Here is a 20,727-nt window from a genome sequence, read left to right on the forward strand (position 1 = left end):
GAAACAAAAATGCCCAGTTTTTATGAAAAACCATTTATCAGGTATCCCCTGTTTGCCTTAATCGGACTGACCGCGATTGCCATCATCATTATCTTTTATTATCAATGGATGATCGGTGTTGCCTGCGTCTTTCTATTAGGCGGGATCTTATTTCTTTTGAAAATTGCCGATAAAAAGCTTAAGAGTGCGATGGAAACCTACATTTCTACTCTCTCTTACCGTTTGAAGCGGGTTGGAGAAGAAGCTTTGATGGAAATGCCGATCGGAATTATGCTATTTAACGAACATTACCATATTGAATGGACAAATCCGTTTTTGACATCCTGCTTCCATGAAGACACATTGGTCGGCAGGTCGATGTATGATGTAGCCGAGTCCCTGGTCCCCCTCGTGAAGCAGGAGGTTGATACGGAAACCATTACACTTCACGAACGGAAGTTTAAAGTCATTATCAAGCGTGAGGAAAGACTGCTGTATTTCTTTGATGTAACAGAGCAGACAGAAATTGAAAAGCAGTATGAGGATGAGCGCACTGTGCTTGCCCTTATTTTTCTCGATAATTACGATGAAGTCACTCAAGGCATGGATGATCAGACTAAAAGTACCATAAATAGTCAAGTAACCTCATTGCTGAATAAATGGGCAACAGATAATGGCATCTTCTTGAAAAGAACGTCATCAGAACGGTTCATGGCCATTCTCAATGAAAACATTTTAATAAAGCTTGAAAAAGGAAAGTTTTCGATTCTTGACGAAGTAAGAGAACAGACGACAGTTCAAAATATATCCCTCACACTGAGCATCGGTATAGGATCCGGCGTGCCGTCTCTTACTGAGCTTGGGGATTTGGCTCAATCAAGTCTTGATCTCGCATTAGGACGCGGCGGAGATCAGGTTGCCATTAAGCAGACGAACGGAAAAGTGAAGTTCTATGGCGGCAAGACGAATCCGATGGAAAAAAGAACGAGAGTGCGTGCAAGGGTTATCTCTCATGCGCTGACTGAAATTATTTCAGAAAGCGACAAAGTCATTATTATGGGGCATAAATACCCTGATATGGATTCAATAGGCTCAGCCATCGGCATCCTGAAAGTAGCTCAGGTGAACGAAAAAGAAGGCTTCATTGTTCTTGATCAAAATGAGATTGATACAGGCGTGCAGCGGCTGATTCAGGAAGTAAGGCAGCATTCAGACTTATGGTCCCGTTTTATCACAAGAGAAGAAGCTCTGGAAATCTCAACAGATGACACGGTTCTGATTGTTGTGGACACCCATAAGCCTTCACTTGTCATCGATGAAAAGCTGCTGAATAAAGTCGACAATGTTGTTGTGATTGATCATCACCGCCGGGGTGAGGAGTTTATAAAGGATCCATTGCTCGTTTATATGGAACCTTATGCATCATCAACAGCAGAGCTTGTGACAGAACTGCTTGAATATCAGACAAAACGTTTGAAAATGAACATGATTGAAGCCACCTCCCTGCTCGCAGGCATTATAGTCGATACAAAAAGCTTTACTCTCAGAACAGGTTCCCGTACATTTGACGCAGCCTCTTATTTAAGATCTAAAGGCGCTGACACGATTCTCGTGCAAAAATTCATGAGGGAAGATATTGATCACTACGTAAAGCGGTCAAAAATTATTCAAAACACCAATATGCTTAAAGATGGCATTGCCATTGCAAAATCAGATGCTGATTCAGAGGATTATTTTGATCAGGTCATCATTGCTCAAACAGCAGATACGCTCCTGGCGATGAGCGGTGTGGTGGCGTCATTCGTTCTTGCAAGAAGAAATGAGCACACAATCGGCATCAGTGCCCGTTCCCTTGGGGATATCAATGTGCAGCTGATCATGGAAGCCTTAGACGGCGGAGGTCACCTCACAAATGCGGCTACACAGCTTGAGCATGTATCGCTGCTTGAAGCGGAAGAAAGATTAAAACATGCGATTGAAGAGTATTTAGAAGGAGGAACTAAGTCGTGAAAGTTATTTTCTTGAAAGATGTAAAAGGTAAAGGGAAAAAAGGGGAAGTTAAAAATGTAGCTGACGGCTACGCACATAACTTTTTAATTAAACAAGGACTTGCGATTGAAGCGAATCAGGCAGAGATCAGCAAGCTGCAAGGCCAAAAGAAAAAAGAAGAAAAAGAAGCTGCAGCAGAGCTTGAAAAGTCTGTGGAGCTAAAAGAAACGCTTGAAAGCTTAACGGTAGAGCTTAAGGCGAAATCAGGAGAGGGCGGCCGCTTATTCGGGTCCATTACAAGCAAGCAAATTGCTGATGAGCTGCTGAAAACCCATGGTCATAAAGTGGATAAACGCAAAATTGATCTTCCTGATGCGATTCGTGCTCTAGGCTATACAAATGTGCCAGTAAAACTGCATCCGGAAGTAACAGCCACTGTTAAGGTGCATGTAACAGAACAAAAATAATCATATGTAAAATGTGATGTGTGAATGGATGCTGCTTCTTTTCGCAGCATCACATTTTTTCTTATTATAAAGAATTAGAGCTGAAGGGCCTTACTCCTCAGTTGTCTGCAGGAACTGACCAAGGCGTGCTCAATTCTAATTAAATCAAAGAAGGACGGTGATCATCATGAATGAAATGTTTGATGATCGGATTCCCCCGCAAAATATTGAGGCGGAGCAAGCTGTACTCGGAGCGATTTTTCTAGAACCCGCATCTTTAATCACCGCTTCTGAAATTCTGATTCCAGAAGATTTTTACAGAGCATCTCATCAGAAGATTTACAATGTGATGCTGAAGCTTGCGGATAAAGGGGAGCCTGTGGATTTAGTAACAGTAACCTCTGAGCTTGCGGATGCCAATTTATTAGAGGAAATCTGCGGAGTATCCTATTTAAGTGATTTGGCAAATGCAGTACCGACTGCTGCCAATATCGAATATTACGGAAGAATCGTAGAAGAGAAGTCGATTTTGCGGAGATTGATCCGAACAGCTACAACGATTGCTCAAGACGGTTATTCCCGTGAAGATGAAGTGGATGTTTTATTGAATGAAGCAGAAAAAAACATCATGGAGGTCTCACAGCGGAAAAACGCGGGAGCTTTCCAGAATATTAAAGATGTCCTTGTTCAAACGTACGATAACATTGAATTGCTCCACACAAGAAAAGGCGACATTACCGGAATTGCCACGGGCTTTACAGAGCTCGACAGAATGACAGCAGGATTCCAGCGAAATGATCTGATTATTGTAGCTGCCCGTCCGTCTGTTGGTAAGACCGCTTTTGCCTTGAATATCGCTCAAAACGTGGCCACGAAAACAGATGAAAACGTCGCGATCTTCAGTCTTGAGATGGGGGCAGATCAGCTTGTCATGAGGATGCTTTGTGCAGAAGGCAACATTAACGCACAAAATTTGCGGACAGGTAACTTAACTCCGGAAGACTGGGGCAAGCTCACCATGGCGATGGGAAGCTTATCGGATTCAGGGATATTTATAGATGATACACCTGGTATCCGGGTAAGCGAAATCCGTGCAAAATGCCGGCGCCTCAAACAGGAAAGCGGCCTTGGCATGATCCTGATTGACTATCTGCAGCTGATTCAAGGCAGCGGACGAAATAAAGATAACCGTCAGCAGGAAGTATCTGAAATTTCGCGGACACTTAAGTCGCTCGCAAGGGAATTAAAAGTGCCTGTTATCGCCTTATCCCAGCTATCACGCGGAGTTGAGCAGCGCCAGGACAAGCGTCCTATGATGTCAGATATCCGTGAATCAGGAAGTATTGAGCAGGATGCGGATATTGTTGCTTTCTTATATCGTGACGATTACTACGATAAGGAATCCGAAAATAAAAATATCATTGAAATTATCATTGCAAAACAGCGTAACGGTCCAGTTGGCACCGTCAGTCTCGCTTTCGTAAAAGAATACAATAAATTCGTTAACCTGGAACGGCGATTCGATGATGCCGGTGTTCCGCCAGGTGCTTAGAGCTGTCGCTGAAGACAGCTTTTTTTTGTGGAGAAGGATGATTAGCGATGATTGGAGATTTATTTAGGGGGTTATTGCAGGAATTGAGTTGTGGAGCACTTTTCTCGGTGCTGCGCGCTCATAATGTGGTGTAAACTCGGTTCTGAAGCACTTCCCACGTGTTTTGACCCGCATAAAGTGCAGCAACCTTGGTTCTGAAGCACTTTTCACGTGTTTTGGCCCGCATAAAGTGCAGCAACCTCGGTTCTGAAGCACTTTTCACGAGTTGCAACCTACATAAAGTGCAGTAAACTCAGTTCTGAAGCACTTTTCACGTATTATGACCCGCATAAAGTGCAGCAAACTCAGTTCTGAAGCACTTCTTACGAGTTGCAACCTGCATAAAGTGCAGCAACCTCGGTTCTGAAGCACTTTTCACGAGTTGCAACCTACATAAAGTGTAGCAACCTCGGTTCTGAAGCAGTTCCCACGTGTTTTGACCCACATAAAGTGCAGTAAACTCAGTTCTGAAGCACTTTTCACGTATTATGACCCACATAAAGTGCAGCAAACTCAGTTCTGAAGCACTTATCTTATGCTGGAGCCCTTATTATATGCTGCAAACTTAGTGATGACACATTATATAAGAACAGATCTCCGCATATTGTAACATCTACGATTTTCACCTCTATCCAAACCGACACACGCATTCTCCTATCTGGAATGAAACCCTAAAACAAGGGGAATCTATGTAAAGATGAACAAAATCATTCGCAATCGCCATTTATTACGAACGAAATTAAAATGTAATCTTATTAATGTTCGTCTTTTCGTTGACTTTCGATTCGTTTGCTGGTAAAATTAGCTTGTTTGATCGTGCGAAAAGAGAAAGAATTGCAAAAAACCGGAGGTGCACACTAATGTCTTCAGTAGTAGTAGTTGGAACACAATGGGGAGATGAAGGTAAAGGAAAGATTACCGACTTCCTTTCAGAAAATGCAGAGGTTATCGCTCGTTATCAAGGCGGGAATAACGCTGGACATACGATAAAATTTAACGGTGAAACATATAAGCTGCACTTAATTCCATCAGGTATCTTTTACAGTGAAAAGACCTGTGTAATCGGCAATGGAATGGTAGTAGACCCGAAAGCTCTTATAAAGGAGCTTGCTTATCTTCATGAGCGCGGAGTAAGCACAGACAATCTTCGCATCAGCAATCGCGCGCATGTCATTCTTCCTTATCATCTAAAACTTGATGAAGTGGAAGAAGAACGCAAAGGCGCAAACAAAATCGGTACGACTAAAAAAGGAATCGGCCCTGCATATATGGATAAAGCAGCGCGCGTAGGAATCCGCATCGCTGATTTACTGGACCGTGAGTCTTTCGAAGAAAAGCTAACTAGAAACCTTGAAGAAAAGAACCGCATGCTTGAAAAGTACTATGAGACAGAAGGATTCACGATTGAAGAAATCCTTGATGAGTACTATGAATACGGTCAGCAGTTCAAGCAATACGTTTGCGACACAGCTGTTGTCTTGAATGATGCTCTTGACGGAGGCAGACGCGTGTTATTTGAAGGTGCACAGGGCGTTATGCTTGATATCGATCAAGGTACGTATCCATTTGTTACTTCATCAAACCCGGTAGCGGGAGGAGTAACAATCGGTTCTGGTGTAGGACCAACGAAAATCAACCATGTTGTCGGTGTTTCTAAAGCATACACAACTCGTGTTGGAGACGGCCCGTTCCCTACTGAACTTGATAACGAAATCGGACATCATATCCGCGAAGTCGGCCGTGAATACGGTACAACAACAGGCCGCGCACGCCGCGTAGGCTGGTTTGACAGTGTCGTTGTCCGTCATGCACGCCGTGTCAGCGGAATTACGGATTTATCCTTAAACTCCATTGACGTTTTAACTGGCATCGAAACATTAAAGATTTGTACAGCATACAAATACAAAGGCGAAATCATGGAATCTTTCCCTGCAAGCCTAAAAGTACTTGCTGAGTGTGAACCTGTCTATGAAGAGCTTCCAGGCTGGACAGAAGACATCACAGGCGTCCGCGACCTTGGTGAGCTTCCGCAAAACGCACGCAACTACATCGAGCGTGTATCACAGCTTACAGGCATCCCTCTATCAGTATTCTCAGTGGGACCTGACAGAACACAAACAAATGTTGTAAGAAGCGTATACAGCTAAGTAAAGGATTGAAAGGGGGCTTGCCTCCTTTCGATTTTTAGATAGTATCAAAATTTTTTTTGTTATGGAAGGCAAGGAAGCGCCCAAGCGCCCGAATCGTACCCTGCAAAAATCGAAAAAGCCTTTTCCCAGTAAACTTGGGAATTTGAAGATATTATTTAGATAGTAATCGATATGAGTTTTTATTTATATTAAAAATTTCCTTGTATTTCCGCGAGACATACATTATAATAATAAAGGTCCGGTGTTAAAGAGCGTTTTACATAACATTGTGAAAAGATTACATAAACATGGCTCGGTAGCTCAGTCGGTAGAGCACGATCGAATAAGCTGAGAAGCATTCACATCAGCGCACAAATTGAGCCGCTGCTTGGCTAAGCTTCCTGAAATTTGGGCGAAGGTCCCAAGAACAAAACAACATTGTACTTCATACTTAAACATGGCTCGGTAGCTCAGTCGGTAGAGCAAAGGACTGAAAATCCTTGTGTCGGCGGTTCGATTCCGTCCCGAGCCACTCAAAAAAAGACATGATCCTTTTAGGATGCATGTCTTTTTTCTTTAGAGATAAGAAAGTATAAAATTTTGCGCTTCGATGGCGAGCAGAATCGCTCAACTCCTCGGTCAGAACAGGCGTTTGTGCTTTTTTTATGTGACATTCTCATCATGATAAATTCTGCTTATATGGGTATATATTGTCAGGAAGCAGTAAATTATGTCACCAATAATACAGAAATGTTACATTTTGCAAAATGACTAGGTAATTTTCTGATAATATGCTAATTTAATATAGTGATAAAAAAATAGAATTTTGTCGAAATAGAACTATTTGCTTATAAAATGATAGATAAAGTACTTAGAAGTGGTTAATTGGGAGGAAATTAAATCGTGTTTAAGCGCATAAATGGATTCGTTGGAAACAACGTTCACTATACAAAAAACAGCATAATGAAGAAGGCTTTTTTTAGTTTGGGTTTTGCAGGAGCATTGTCGTTTGGCATCGGATCTGCATCTGCGGAAGAAAAGCTTGAAACGGTATATCATGTTTATTTAGATGGAGAAAGAATTGGTACAGTCGACAGTCAGCAGTTAATTGATGACCTTTCAAAGCAGAAAGTTGAAGAGGCCAAAAAGAACTATAAAGATTATCAATTAACGGTTGAAGAAATTGAAATGATCCCAGAGCAAATGTTTCGTCCTGTTTCAAACAACGAAGAAACAGTAAATAAGCTTCATGCAGAAATGGATGTTGTAGCAGAAGCTGCATCCATTAAGGTAGACGATCATAACGTTGCGTACTTCAAAAATAAAGAAGAAGCAGAACGTGTTTTAAACCAATTTAAAAGCAAGTATGTGTCAGAGGATGTTTTAAAGCAGCTTGATACGATGAAAGAATCCACCGTGCCTCTGCAGCCTATTAAAGAAAATCAATCTCGTATATTAGACGTTTCCTTTTCTGATAAAGTTTCAGTTTCAGAAGGAAAAATTTCTCCCGATAAGCTGATTACGGCCGAGGAAGGCTTAGAGCTTCTGGAAAAAGGAACACTTAAAGAGAAAAAACACAAAGTTGATGGTGCTGATGTACTCAGTACAGTAGCTGCTGAATATAAACTTACTGTAGAAGATCTACTTGCACTCAATCCAAGTTTAGAAGATGAAGATGTTATTAAACCTGGTGACGAACTGAATGTAAAAGAGTATAAACCATTTACAAATGTTCTTGTAAAAGAAGAAGTATCCAAAAAAGAAGCAATTGCTTATGAAACAGAAGTAATTGAAGATTCTTCTATGTTCAAGGGCGACAAGAAAACGAAGCAAGAAGGCAAAGACGGTCAAAAGCTGTTAAATTATATTGTTTATAAAGAAAACGGAAATGAAGTGAAACGCGATACAACAAAGGATGAAACATTGACTGAGCCGGTAAAGGAAATTATCGTTAAAGGCACGAAAGTCGTTCCTTCACGCGGCAATGGATCTTTAGCATGGCCTGCTGTCGGCGGGACTGTAACAAGCAAGCTTGGCACTCGCTGGGGAAAAATGCATAAAGGAATAGATATTGCAGGTGTAAGTGATCGTACAATTAAAGCTGCCGATAATGGGAAAATTGTTTATGCAAGCAACTCGGGAGCCTATGGAAACAAAGTTGAGATTGACCACGGCAATGGCATGAAAACAGTCTACGCACATCTAAACTCTATTTCTGTCTCTGTAGGTCAAACCGTATCTCAAGGCCAAAAAATCGGTGTCATGGGATCTACCGGACGTTCAACAGGCGTTCATTTGCATTTTGAAGTTTACCAAAACGGAAGTTTGAAAAATCCGCTTAATTACTTGAAAAAATAACCTCTAGCTTTGCTAGAGGTTTTCCTTATTTCAGCTCGGCAAAATGCCGGGTTTTTGTCTTTATTGAATGAAAAAAGGTTTAGTGTAAGTTTTCACTGAATTCTTGATGAACCTCTTTTCACGCTGCAGCTGTTTCACCGCAGCACATTTAGGAAATAGCTAAAAAGAAATACGCCTTGAAAAGGTGAATCTGTTTAGTAGAAGTGGTAAATTAAGAATAAGGAAAGAAACACCTTATGTAAAAGGGGCGATAGGCCATGGAAAAGAAGATCTTAGTTGTTGATGATGAAAAGCCGATTGCAGACATTCTGCAATTTAACTTAAAAAAAGAAGGCTACGAAGTATTTTGTGCCTACGATGGAAATGAAGCTGTCGAAATGGTAGAAGAAATCCAGCCTGATCTTATTCTTTTAGATATCATGCTCCCGAATAAAGACGGCATGGAAGTATGCCGTGAAGTCCGAAAAAAATATGAAATCCCCATTATCATGCTCACTGCAAAAGATTCTGAAATCGATAAAGTGCTTGGACTTGAACTCGGAGCAGATGATTATGTTACAAAGCCTTTCAGCACCAGAGAGCTTTTGGCGCGTGTAAAAGCGAATTTAAGAAGATTGCAGGCTCTTCCTCCAGAACAGCAATCAGACAAAAATGAAATTGAAATCGGCTCATTAACGATTCATCCGGATGCCTATGTCGTCTCTAAACGCGGTGAAACGATTGAACTGACTCATCGTGAGTTTGAGCTGCTTCATTATTTAGCTAAACATATCGGACAAGTGATGACGCGTGAACACCTCCTTCAAACCGTTTGGGGCTATGATTATTTTGGTGACGTCCGGACTGTAGATGTGACCGTGCGCAGACTCAGGGAGAAAATCGAAGATAACCCGAGTCATCCGACTTGGATTGTGACGCGAAGAGGTGTCGGGTATTACTTGCGTAACCCTGAACAGGAGTAGGTTTCATGAATAAAGTAGGTTTTTTTAGATCGATCCATTTCAAATTTGTCATGGTATATGTGCTCCTTATTATGATTGCCATGCAGATCATTGGAGTTTATTTTGTGCAGCAGCTAGAAAGATCTTTGACAGAAAACTTCAATACGTCCATTACGCAAAGAATTAATTTTATTAATTACAGCATTGAACAAGAAATGACAAAAGAGCGGACAGAAGATCCAACAGGCACCCTCCCGACGCTTGAGGAAGATATCACCGCTATCTTAAAGGACTTTGCCAAGGATGAAATCCAGGAAATCAGAGTCATTGATAAAAATAGCCGTGTAATTGCTACGTCAGATCCTAATAATAGCGATATTATTGGAAAACGGACGACAGAAGTTCTTGTAAAACGGACGCTTGTATTCGAAAAACCGGATGAAAAAGTCTATATAGAACGCGACACCAGCAGGCGTGTATGGGTTTCCTCAACTCCTATTAAAAATATTGACCAAGAAACCATTGGAGCATTGTATCTTGTAGCTTCGATGGAAGAAGTATTTTCTCAAATGAGGGTTATCAATGGAATCTTAGCCACGGGAACCGGTATTTCCTTGGCAATCACAGCAGCATTAGGTGTTTTTCTTGCGCGTACGATTACAAGGCCAATGTCTGATATGAGAAAGCAGGCAATCGAGTTATCTAAGGGTAACTTTTCCAGAAAAGTCAGAGTTTACGGCGAGGATGAAATTGGCCAGCTTGCCATTACCTTTAATAATCTGACAGATAAACTGGAAGAAGCACAGGCCTCTACTGAAGGAGAACGGAAGAAGCTGGCATCTGTTATTGCCCATATGACGGATGGCGTTATCGCAACGAACCGAACTGGAGAAGTTATTTTGGTCAACAATCCGGCCTTGGAAATGCTTAACGTTTCACGTGAAACCGTTTATGAGGTACCGATTACGAAGATACTCGGAATTGAAGACGAGTATACGTTTGATAGTTTAATTGAGCAGCAGGACTCCCTTATTTTAGATGCAAGCACTGAGGATAAGCCATACATCCTAAGAGTAAACTTTTCTGTTATTCAAAAAGAGCAAAAACGAAATAATGGGCTGATTGCTGTCATTTATGATATTACCGAACAGGAAAAAATCGATGAGGAAAGACGCGAATTTGTAGCTAACGTATCTCATGAACTTAGAACGCCGCTTACGACGATGCGCAGCTATCTGGAAGCACTTGCCGATGGAGCCTGGGAAGATAAAGAAATTGCTCCTCAATTTTTAAACGTCACTCAAAATGAGACAGAACGGATGATTCGTCTTGTGAATGATTTGCTGCAGCTTTCAAAACTGGACAGCAAAGATTACCGCATCAATAAAGAATGGATTAACTTTACTAATTTCTTTAATCAAATTATTGACAGGTTTGAGATGACTAAGGAACAGCACGTAACCTTCTTGCGTAAGCTCCCGGACGAAAAACTTTATGTAGATATTGATCCGGATAAGATTACACAAGTGCTGGATAATATTATTTCAAATGCTCTCAAATATTCGCCAGAGGGCGGTCTGATTACATTTAAGGTGGAAGTTCAAGAAGATAAGCTTCAAATCAGCGTAACAGATCAGGGTATGGGAATTCCAAAAGGAACCGAGAACAAAATATTTGAGCGGTTTTACCGTGTGGACAAAGCGCGTACAAGAAAGCTTGGGGGAACAGGTCTCGGCCTTGCTATAGCAAAAGAAATGATTGGCGCGCATGATGGGGAAATATGGGCAAAAAGTGTGGAAGGCAAAGGAACAACAATCTTGTTTACTCTTCCATTTACCCGGGATCAAGAGGATGATTGGGATGAATCGTGAACAAGCAAAAACAGTCATATTAGTGCTGCTTGTCTGCTGCAGTGTGTTTTTTACGTATAATCTGTGGACATTTAAGCCTAATTATGACTTTATACAAAATAGCCAGTATTTAGAAAATGCACCTATCAGTCAAGTGAAAAATGAGCCGGCTAACGTGATCCGTCCTTATCAGATGTTTGTCCATCAAAATGCCGAGCATTACGGAACGTATAAAGCAGAAAATATTGATTTCCTGTGGAATCAGCTGCGAAACTGGAATATCAGCGAAGTGAAAAATGTTTCAAGCAGATATACGTCTGATCAGTTGGATGAGTGGCTGAATGGGAAAAGCGAATCGAAAAAAATAGAATTTGTTTTCAGTGACAAAATTCCGTTTGAAATCTTTCAATCTATCTTTCAATATAAATCACAGAAAACCATCTACTCTTCTTTTGACCGGATTGACCTGCCTCAGGCAAAAGCCAATCAGCCGCAAAGAATTATTTTTGTTTCTGTCGAACAAAGACTTGTATATGAGGCATCTATCAGCAATGAAAATGCCAAAAACATCATTGCTTCCATCATTGAAAAAAAGGAAAACCTGGATCCGTACATTTCTATTGATTTTTTTGAAGATAAGAACTTGCTTCTGCCTGAGGGCAAGATTGAACTGAATCAGATGAAGTATATTATTAATTCGATCAGCGGTGAGGATTTTAAACAGGCGCTCTTTACAAATCCGAGCTATGTAAGAAGAGAAATGAAGCCTACACAAAACGTCTATACTGACGGAACAAGCCTGCTGACTGTTTATCCAAGCCAGGAGAGATTAAGATTTGTCAATCCGACCATTGATCCGAGCATGTTTATTGAACGTGGAAAAGCTATGAAACAAAGCATAGAGTTTCTAAATAATCATGGCGGCTGGACAGATGACTATCAGTTTTACAACATGGATTCCGACAGCCAGCTTGTTTCATTTCGTCTGATGGTTGACTCTGTACCTGTGTTTGAAAATAATACAAACACGTTTGGACCTACTGAGATTTCGATGCGGTGGGGAAATAACGAAATTGCGACCTATTTGCGTCCTCTCTATGATTTGGATGCAGAATTTGTTCCAAATGCAGTAAAAATGCCAAATGGCGAAGAAATCATCAATCTGCTTGAGCAGAGAAAGACGATTGAAAAAGAAAATGTGAAGCGGGTATTTCCTGCTTATGAAATGTCTGCAACAGCAGAGCCGAGAATTGTTGCCGTTAAGCCTTACTGGTACGTAGAAACCGAAAGCGGCCAATTCGTTAAGCTGCAGGCAGGAAATGATACGCTTGGAGGTAACAGCGATGGATTGGAGTAAGACGAAATCCATTTTTATACTGGCATTTCTCGTTCTGAATACGTTTTTAGCGATTCAATATTTTAATATTATCATTACAAACAGCAGGTATGATGTGATTCAAAAAGCAACAGTTGAAGAACAGCTTGCAGCCGAAGGAATTACTTATGTAGAGCTTCCTAAAGGAAATGAAAAAGGTGCTTACATTTCAGCTGAAAGCAAGGTTTTCTCTGAAGAAGAACTGAAGGCTTTATCCAATCAGGAGATTCTTAATGTTGAAAATAACTTCACCGGATTAAAAGCTGAATTTGAAAAGCCGATTGGACTGCCTGAGACCAATACCCAGAGTAAATTGAATCAGATTGTCCGCGAGAACATCCTTTACGGAGATCAATACGCTCTGTGGAAGACGGATAAGGTAAAAAATACAATCGTCTATATTCAAACCTATAATGATAGAATGGTGTTTCAGGATCTTTCTACTGATCAGAACATCGGAATGCTGACCCTTTATCTAAATGATAAGAATCAGATTGTCAGCTATGAGCAGACCATGCTTGAAAATATTGAGGATCTGGAAGAAAGACAGGACACCCTCCCTGCTCTTAAGGCACTGGAGGCTCTCTACAATAAAAATGATTTAAAGCCAAACAGCAAAGTAACAGATGTGCAATTTGGCTACTATACACCTTTTCCCTTATCAGGAGAACAGATATTGGCACCTACATGGCATATCGTTGTAAATGAAAAAGAGGATTATTACGTAAATGCATTAGAAGGACAAGTGATCCGTTCTAATGAAAAATTGGAGTGAGAAACGATGAGCTTGCAATTCAGTGTTCTCGCAAGCGGAAGCACGGGCAATGCCACTTATATAGAAACAGATCAGCATTCATTGCTCGTTGATGCGGGATTCAGCGGTAAACAAATGGAAGTACTGTTTCAGCTGATCGGGAGAAAAATCAGTCAGCTGTCCGGTATTCTTGTTACCCACGAGCACAGCGATCATATTAAAGGTTTGGGGATTCTTGCAAGAAAATACAAGCTGCCGGTTTATGCAAATGAGAAAACGTGGAATGCCATGGAAGGGCTGATTGGAGCCATTCATCCCGATCAGAAGTTTATTTTCCAGACAGGCACCGTTCAGTCATTTGGCGGACTTGATGTAGAATCGTTCGGCGTGTCACATGATGCTGCTGAGCCGATGTTTTATGCTTTTCATCATGGAGACAAGAAGCTGGCATTAATTACGGACACAGGGTACGTCAGTGACAGAATGAAGGGGATCATTGATAACGCGGATGCCTTCGTTTTTGAAAGCAACCATGATGTGGATATGCTCAGAATGGGTCACTATCCATGGAGTGTAAAACGCCGGATCCTGAGTGATGTCGGCCATGTATCAAATGAAGATGCTGCCCTTGCAATGACCGATGTGATCGGAGACAACACAAAAAGAATTTACCTGGCGCATTTAAGCAAAGACAACAATATGAAAGAACTCGCCAAAATGTCTGTACAGCAGACGCTTGCAAGCAAAGGATTCATGTCCGGCGAACAGTTTGAACTGTACGATACAGATCCTAAAAACCCAACGCCTCTCGTGACTCTCTAAGATATAAAAATAGATTTTTTTGGATATCCTTGAGTATAATATTGCTAAGATATACACACTATTCATACAGGGTTTGTTTGTGTGAAAGGACGGGTGAAAAGCGATGGGGTATTACGATCAGGATTATGAACAGTATAGTCGAAAACAAAAAGGCAACCGGGGCGGAAAGTTTTTGCCAGGCCTCCTTGGTGCTGTTTTAGGAGGGCTTCTCGTCATTTTCTCCATTCCAGTGCTTGCGAATATGGACATCCTTCCATATAACCTCTCTTTAGGAGATGACGACGAGGAAAATGGCGAGGACCAGGATCCGAACGCAACTGAACCTGCCAAAAACATTTCAGTCGATGTAAGCACAGCTGTTACGCAAGCTGTTGACAAAGTCTCAAAAGCTGTCGTTGGCGTCGTGAATATTCAGGAAGCCGGCTTCTGGAATGAAAAAGGCGAAGCGGGCACAGGATCAGGTGTCATTTACAAAAAAGAAGGCGGCAATGCTTTTGTCGTCACCAACTATCATGTCATCGCCGGAGCCGCTCAGATTGAACTGAGCTTAAGTGATGGAACCCGTGTGCCTGCTGAAGTCCTTGGAAGTGATGAGCTGATGGATCTGGCTGTTCTCAGAACAGAAAGCAAACAAGTGGAGCAAGTCGCGGAATTTGCAAACTCAGACAATGTGAAGCCTGGAGAACCGGTCATTGCCATCGGTAACCCTTTAGGCCTTCAATTTTCAGGATCTGTCACACAGGGCATCATTTCCGGCACAGAAAGAGCCATTCCCGTTGATTCCAATAATGACGGCGAGGTGGACTGGAACGCAGAAGTTCTACAGACAGATGCAGCCATCAACCCTGGAAACAGCGGCGGAGCGCTCGTGAATATCGACGGAAAATTAATTGGCATCAACTCAATGAAAATTGCTCAATCAGCCGTAGAAGGCATTGGGCTTGCGATTCCAATTAACCTTGCTGCTCCAATCATTGATGACTTAGAAAAGTATGGAGAAGTCAGACGCCCATTCCTTGGCATCGGCATGCGTTCATTAAATGAAGTATCAAGCTATCATTGGGAGCAAACGCTGAAGCTTCCGGAGAATGTAAAGTCTGGTGTAGTGGTCATGAGTGTGAATCCAGCATCGCCTGCAGGCCAGGCTGGACTGAAAGAGATGGATGTCATAACAGAATTTGACGGCAAAGAATTAAAAGATATCATCGACCTTCGAAAACAGTTATATAAGAAAGCTGTTGGAGAAAGTGTAGAACTCGTTTTTTACCGCGAAGGGAAAAAACAATCAGTGAAGCTGAAGCTTGGAGAAGAACAGGAGGGGTAAGTTTCTCCTGTTTTTTCTTTGTACGAATAGAACATATACGTATATAAATTTCCACACAATGTCTAGCTCCATCGCCCAACTCCTCGGCCAGAACAAATCCGTCAAAAAAGTCAAACCCGGACTTTTCTGCCGGATTCTTATCTGTCTGTCGGAGCTAAACAGGCGATTCCGCTTTTCTAATCACATTGTGGATAAACGGAGGAATACTATGAAATGCTGTGAAGAACACATCGAATTAGCGATAGATATGTATGTAGACGAGCATGAAATTGCGCCAGAAATCGAAAAAATCAGAGAAATCAACAAGTTATCCACAACCTGTGAATTGTGTACAAACCTTGCTGTATATATAGTGGGGAACTAATATTCGCACACTAAATGTGGATAAGTTGTGCACAAGTGTGGATAAAATCTGTTGGTAATCTGTTCTTAAGTGGGGATAGCCTGTGAATATAACAATTTGTACAATTGGAAAGTTAAAAGAAAAATATCTAAAACAAGGAATCGACGAATTTTTAAAGCGTTTAACACCATACGCAAAAGTCGACATCATCGAACTCCCGGACGAAAAAGCACCTGAAAACCTAAGCGAATCCGAAATGGAAATGGTCAAACAAAAAGAAGGAGAACGCATCCTTTCTAAGATCTCGGATGACACTCACGTTATTGCACTGGCGATTGAAGGGAAAATGAAATCATCCGAACAGCTTGCAGCTGATTTGGACCGTTTAGCTACATATGGGAAGAGCAAAGTGGCGTTTGTGATCGGCGGATCGCTTGGTCTGAGTAATGAGGTTATGAAGAGAGCGAATGATACGCTGTCTTTTTCGAAGATGACGTTTCCGCATCAGTTGATGAGATTGATTTTGGTGGAGCAGGTTTATCGGGCTTTTCGGATTAATAGGGGGGAACCGTATCATAAATAACAGAAGCAGAAAGTGGAAGTAACAATTAGTAAGTTAATATAAAACCAACATCACAAAAAGAGTGTAGTTTTTTAAAAAAATTACACTCCTTGGTATTTTCACTTTGTTGATTGTAAGTCTGACTGCAAACAATCCATATACAAACCCCATGATCATCATTATTAGGCAGAATATGCTTTCTAAACAGTATGGTGTAAGGCCATATTATGGTTTTTTAACAAATTAAAAACAGGACATGTATGCAATTTTTATTCGAAGATTATGATTTAAGAGGAAGTACCAAGAACAACCCAACGTTCTTGGTACTTCTTTTTAATATTATCTAAGCCATTCCCTCAGCGCATCCGCATCTTCTCTTCACTAACCACCTAAAAATCCTTAGATAAATATATAGAAGTATTCCACTCTCCCTATTCTTTTTTTACATAATAACTAAACCCTCCGGCAACCATAAAAAGGTAAATATATACAACCTGGAGATGCCTATGCAAAGTTTAACGAAAATTCTTATACCGAGACAGCTGTTTACGCTCCTGATTTTATCCACTGGTCTGCTTAATCACGTGATTCTCATCCCGAATCTGCTTACCGCTTCAGGAAGGGACAGCTGGTTGAGTGTCCTTTTATGCTGTCCGGTAGCTTTATTTTTCTTGTGGCTTATTTACTACATTGTTAAAAATTGTCCGGACGAAGGTTTTTTCAGCATGGTTCAAAACCGGTTTGGCAAGGTTTTCTCCGCCATTTTATCGTTTCCGGTCGTTCTATTTTTGTGTTCCAGTTCTTATTTAACGTTCAAAGATCTTGTTATATGGCTGAACGCTTATTTTCTCGCGGATGCCTCTTTACTAATGATCAATATCATTCTTATTGTTGTCTGTTGTGCCATTACTTGGGCAGGGATAAGAGCCATGGCCATATCGAGCGGCTTTCTTCTGCCGCTTGTCATGCTTTTTGGCATTTTTATAGCTATTACGAACACCAGTCTGAAGGACCCGCAGCTTCTGTTTCCTTTACTTGCAGAAGGCTATGAGCCTGTTATTAAAGGGGGAATCTACACACTGTCAGGTTTGCTTGAAATCTATCTTGTCATCCTCCTGCAGCCCTTCTCCCAAGAGCGGATTAAGTTCCATCAGCTGCTTGTGTTTCTGATCATCTTGATCGGCTTGATTATCGGCCCTCTTACTGCCTCCATAATGGAATTCGGGCCGACGGAAGCAATCACCTTCCGCTATCCGGCCTATGAACAGTGGCGTATCCTGAAAATTGGGGAATACATCTCCCATCTCGATTTTTTTGCTTTGTATCAGTGGCTGAGCGGGGCTGTCATCCGGATAGGTTTGTTCATGTATTTGCTTGGTGCCTTTTTTACAAAGAAAAAAACACATTACAGGCTGAATACCAAGCTTGTCATCATCATGTATCTGCTGTTATTTGCCGCCATTCTGATCGATGTTGACACCTATTCTTTTACTCAAGTCATTTATCACTACTTTTTGCCGGCATGCATGGCATTCTTTTTAATCCAGATACTACTATCAGCGATACTCATTTTTGTAATCAAAAAAAGGGATGAAAAGCATGGCAATGACACCGGAATCAACTCCACAGGGTGAAGAAAGTTTAGTTGAGAAAGCAGCGGGACTGAAGGGGAAATTCTCGAAAAGTCAGGATTTGGTCTGGAAGGAACACGAAACGATTAGCGGCAGATTCGAACTTATTTATCTGGATACCTTAATTGATGGGAATTTTATGAATCAATCGATTTTGCCGAAACTTGGAGAAGCCCTTGAAGGAACGTTAGAGAAGACGATCAAGGCACGGTTTCAGGCGGAGGATGTTACTTGGCAGGCGGCAGAAGAGCTGTCTCAGCTGCTTTTTGAAGGCAAAGTACTGTTCCTCATTGAAGATAGGATTTTAAGCATTCAAGCAGGGGATTTCCCGAAGCGCAAGCCGGAGGAATCATCGCTGGAAACTTCCATCAGAGGTCCAAAGGATGGGTTTGTAGAGGATATCAGAACGAATATCTCCTTGATCAGAAGAAGGCTTAATACAACGTCCCTTTGCCTTGAGAAGTTTACAATCGGAAAAAGAAGCAATACAAAGGTGGCCCTCATGTACCTGGATGATGTCATTGACCAAAGAGTCCTTGATGAAATTCGAAAAAGATTGAATGGAGCAGATTTAGATCTTTTGACCAGTGTTCATGAATTAGAATCCACCGTCCGGGATACACCATATTCTTTCTTTCCAACGATGGATTTTACCGGCAGGCCGGATTTTATCGTACAGGTATTGAACCAGGGCAGATTTGCCCTTCTGGTCGATGGAAATCCCACTGTCTCGTATGCACCGATCAATTTGCTGCTGCAGACAAAATCTCCTGAGGACACGTATATCAACTATGCCTATGTATCATTGGAGAGAATCATCCGAGTCATTGGAATAACCGTATCGGGATTTTTGCCGAGTATCTGGATTGCGTTCTCCGCCTTTAACATTGAGCAGATTCCATATCTTCTTGTGGCAACCATCTCTGTCTCAAGGTTCGGACTGCCTTTATCCGCACCCATTGAAATGTTTGTCATTCTATTTCTTTTTGAGCTGTTTAACGAAGCAGGAGTGCGTCTGCCGCGCGCAATCGGCCAGACAGTTGCCGTTCTTGGGGGCTTGATTGTGGGGGACGCTGCAATCAGGGCAGGCCTGACCTCGCCAACTATGCTGGTTGTTGCGGCCATAACCTATATTTCCTCCTTCACGTTGGTGAATCAATCGCTTAGTTCTGCCATCACCATCGTCAGATTCGGCGCAATCATTCTTAGCACCTTCCTGGGATTGTTCGGTGTAGTGTTAGGTTTTATTTTAACGGTATTCTATTTTTCTACCCTGACGTCCTTTGGCACGCCATACTTCGGTTCACTGGCTCCCATCAGCTTAAAAGAAATCATTAAGGCTTTCCTTAGGGCGCCAATCCAATTTTATAAATCACGAACGACCTCCACTAGTCCAAATGATCCTACAAGGGGGGACCAGTCATAATGGGCAAGGTGAAAGCAGTCTTTCTAAGCTGTGTCCTATTTCTCACAGGATGTTCAGGGATAAAGAATATCCAGGATCTTACCTATGTTGTGGCAATCGGGATGGACTTTGATGAGGCAGAGAACGAATATGTGGTATACCTCCAAGGGCTGAATTTTGCCAATGTCGCCAAACAGGAGGGCGCTAAATCGGTGGATCCAGTTCCAATTTTTATCGCCACGGCAAGAGGAGAAACCATGAATCTGGCTGTTAGCAAGCTCTACGGAAAATCCGAACCGCCACTTTACTTCGGCCATGTCAATACGCTGTTGTTAACAAATCGCCTCATTCAGAGCAAGTCAGGCGAAATACTTGAGGAAGTCGGAAGAAATCGTTCCCTGCGGCCGACCATGAAGGTACTTACAACGGAAGAGAAAATTGAGGATGTCTTTAATGTACCGGCTCTTTTCAATTATCCTGCCATTTACACCGTTCTTTTTAAGGAGAAGTTCAGTCAAAAGGCAGAGAATGAATTAAAAGCGATTACGATGATGAATTTCCTGCGGGACTATTATGAACCGATGGGAACGGCAAAAATTCCGTCTGTAAAAATTGATGAAAGCAGCTGGAAGGCTGATAAGGACTATCAGGTATTGTACCTCAATGGATTTTCGGCCTTTCAAAACCAGGAGTATAAAAAAGACATTCCTTTAGAGCATGCGGTCATCATTAATTGGCTGACGGAAAAGGGAATCTCTATTGATCAGAGGGTGGAAAAGGATGGAGAGCTGGCAGCTGCCGTCAAGCTAGGGGAGCCGAAGATGAAAATCAAGTACGATGAAACGGCAGAAAAGCCAAAGTTCTCTATAGAAGTTTCCGTCAGTGCGGATCTCCTGGAAAAAATACAGCAGGACCTGACATTGAAATCTCTGAAAAAGCAGATAGAAGAAGCTGTAAAAGCAAAAGTCGAAGCCGTCTACTATGAAGGGTTGGAAAACAAACTGGATGTCCTGAATGCAGGAGAGAAGTGGTATAGGAAGCACCCTAAGCAGTTTCAACAATTAAAGGAGAACCCCGCCTTTTACCTTGATCGGGAATCTCTTACAGAGGTGAAAGTCAGCGCGCAAATCCTGCATTTCAACAGCTATAAATTCAAAAGAAGTTTAGACCGGGAATGAAAAGGAAGTGCCGTGCCTCTTTTTAGAAGTAAATGCAGCGACAGGAAATC

Annotated in this window: 16 protein-coding genes and 1 tRNA gene; all 17 read left to right on the forward strand. The window is 41.8% G+C overall.

Going from position 1 to position 20,727, the window contains the following annotated elements:
- The first annotated feature begins 9 nt into the window (after window positions 1–9).
- The 17 genes from ABEQ24_RS07250 to ABEQ24_RS07330 all read left to right on the forward strand — a co-directional run bounded on the left by ABEQ24_RS07250 (window position 10) and on the right by ABEQ24_RS07330 (window position 20,677).
- Entirely contained in the window at window positions 10–1,989 is a 1,980-nt protein-coding gene (locus ABEQ24_RS07250) for a DHH family phosphoesterase (protein ID WP_430006152.1), read from the forward strand.
- Window positions 1,986–2,435, forward strand: a complete 450-nt coding sequence (gene rplI, locus ABEQ24_RS07255; RefSeq protein ID WP_430006153.1) for a 50S ribosomal protein L9 — start codon at window positions 1,986–1,988, stop codon at window positions 2,433–2,435. Before ABEQ24_RS07250 ends, rplI begins: the two co-directional genes overlap by 4 nt.
- A 166-nt stretch (window positions 2,436–2,601) precedes the next feature.
- Entirely contained in the window at window positions 2,602–3,966 is a 1,365-nt protein-coding gene (gene dnaB, locus ABEQ24_RS07260) for a replicative DNA helicase (RefSeq protein WP_430006154.1), read from the forward strand.
- A gap of 899 nt (window positions 3,967–4,865) precedes the next feature.
- The gene (locus tag ABEQ24_RS07265) at window positions 4,866–6,152 is read left to right on the forward strand and encodes an adenylosuccinate synthase (RefSeq protein ID WP_430006155.1); all 1,287 of its coding nucleotides are present in this window, start codon (window positions 4,866–4,868) and stop codon (window positions 6,150–6,152) included.
- Between the two features lie 441 nt (window positions 6,153–6,593).
- Window positions 6,594–6,666, forward strand: a tRNA-Phe gene (locus ABEQ24_RS07270).
- Between the two features lie 371 nt (window positions 6,667–7,037).
- Window positions 7,038–8,492, forward strand: a complete 1,455-nt coding sequence (locus tag ABEQ24_RS07275) for a peptidoglycan DD-metalloendopeptidase family protein (protein WP_430006156.1) — start codon at window positions 7,038–7,040, stop codon at window positions 8,490–8,492.
- 257 nt (window positions 8,493–8,749) lie between these two features.
- Complete coding sequence (gene yycF / locus ABEQ24_RS07280) at window positions 8,750–9,454, forward strand: response regulator YycF (RefSeq protein WP_070878896.1); 705 nt, start codon at window positions 8,750–8,752, stop codon at window positions 9,452–9,454.
- A 5-nt stretch (window positions 9,455–9,459) separates the two neighbouring features.
- A complete protein-coding gene (gene walK, locus ABEQ24_RS07285) occupies window positions 9,460–11,304 on the forward strand; it encodes a cell wall metabolism sensor histidine kinase WalK (RefSeq protein WP_430006157.1) in 1,845 nt (614 codons plus the stop codon).
- Window positions 11,294–12,640: a YycH family regulatory protein gene (locus ABEQ24_RS07290; protein ID WP_430006158.1), complete on the forward strand. Its 1,347-nt coding sequence runs from the start codon at window positions 11,294–11,296 to the stop codon at window positions 12,638–12,640. The genes walK and ABEQ24_RS07290 overlap by 11 nt, the downstream gene beginning before the upstream one ends.
- The gene (locus ABEQ24_RS07295) at window positions 12,627–13,433 is read left to right on the forward strand and encodes a two-component system regulatory protein YycI (RefSeq protein WP_309193483.1); all 807 of its coding nucleotides are present in this window, start codon (window positions 12,627–12,629) and stop codon (window positions 13,431–13,433) included. Before ABEQ24_RS07290 ends, ABEQ24_RS07295 begins: the two co-directional genes overlap by 14 nt.
- 6 nt (window positions 13,434–13,439) lie before the next feature.
- Window positions 13,440–14,234 (forward strand): MBL fold metallo-hydrolase, encoded by a 795-nt coding sequence (locus tag ABEQ24_RS07300; protein WP_430006159.1) that lies wholly within the window; start codon window positions 13,440–13,442, stop codon window positions 14,232–14,234.
- A 103-nt stretch (window positions 14,235–14,337) separates the two neighbouring features.
- Window positions 14,338–15,558 carry a S1C family serine protease gene (locus ABEQ24_RS07305; protein ID WP_430006160.1) on the forward strand — a complete coding sequence of 407 codons (1,221 nt, stop codon included), beginning with the start codon at window positions 14,338–14,340 and terminating at the stop codon, window positions 15,556–15,558.
- Window positions 15,559–15,766: 208 nt separating this feature from the next.
- Complete coding sequence (locus tag ABEQ24_RS07310) at window positions 15,767–15,922, forward strand: CxxH/CxxC protein (protein WP_430006161.1); 156 nt, start codon at window positions 15,767–15,769, stop codon at window positions 15,920–15,922.
- A gap of 82 nt (window positions 15,923–16,004) precedes the next feature.
- Window positions 16,005–16,484, forward strand: coding sequence for a 23S rRNA (pseudouridine(1915)-N(3))-methyltransferase RlmH (gene rlmH / locus ABEQ24_RS07315; RefSeq protein WP_133312999.1), 480 nt, complete (start codon window positions 16,005–16,007; stop codon window positions 16,482–16,484).
- 485 nt (window positions 16,485–16,969) lie between these two features.
- Window positions 16,970–18,097 carry a GerAB/ArcD/ProY family transporter gene (locus ABEQ24_RS07320; protein ID WP_430006162.1) on the forward strand — a complete coding sequence of 376 codons (1,128 nt, stop codon included), beginning with the start codon at window positions 16,970–16,972 and terminating at the stop codon, window positions 18,095–18,097.
- Window positions 18,063–19,520 (forward strand): spore germination protein, encoded by a 1,458-nt coding sequence (locus ABEQ24_RS07325; protein WP_430006163.1) that lies wholly within the window; start codon window positions 18,063–18,065, stop codon window positions 19,518–19,520. Before ABEQ24_RS07320 ends, ABEQ24_RS07325 begins: the two co-directional genes overlap by 35 nt.
- A complete protein-coding gene (locus ABEQ24_RS07330; protein ID WP_430006164.1) occupies window positions 19,520–20,677 on the forward strand; it encodes a Ger(x)C family spore germination protein in 1,158 nt (385 codons plus the stop codon). The genes ABEQ24_RS07325 and ABEQ24_RS07330 overlap by 1 nt, the downstream gene beginning before the upstream one ends.
- The last annotated feature ends 50 nt before the right edge of the window (window positions 20,678–20,727 follow it).

The sequence above is a fragment of the Metabacillus idriensis genome, from assembly GCF_050483325.1.
GTDB classification, from domain to species: Bacteria; Bacillota; Bacilli; order Bacillales; family Bacillaceae; genus Bacillus_P; species Bacillus_P idriensis_A.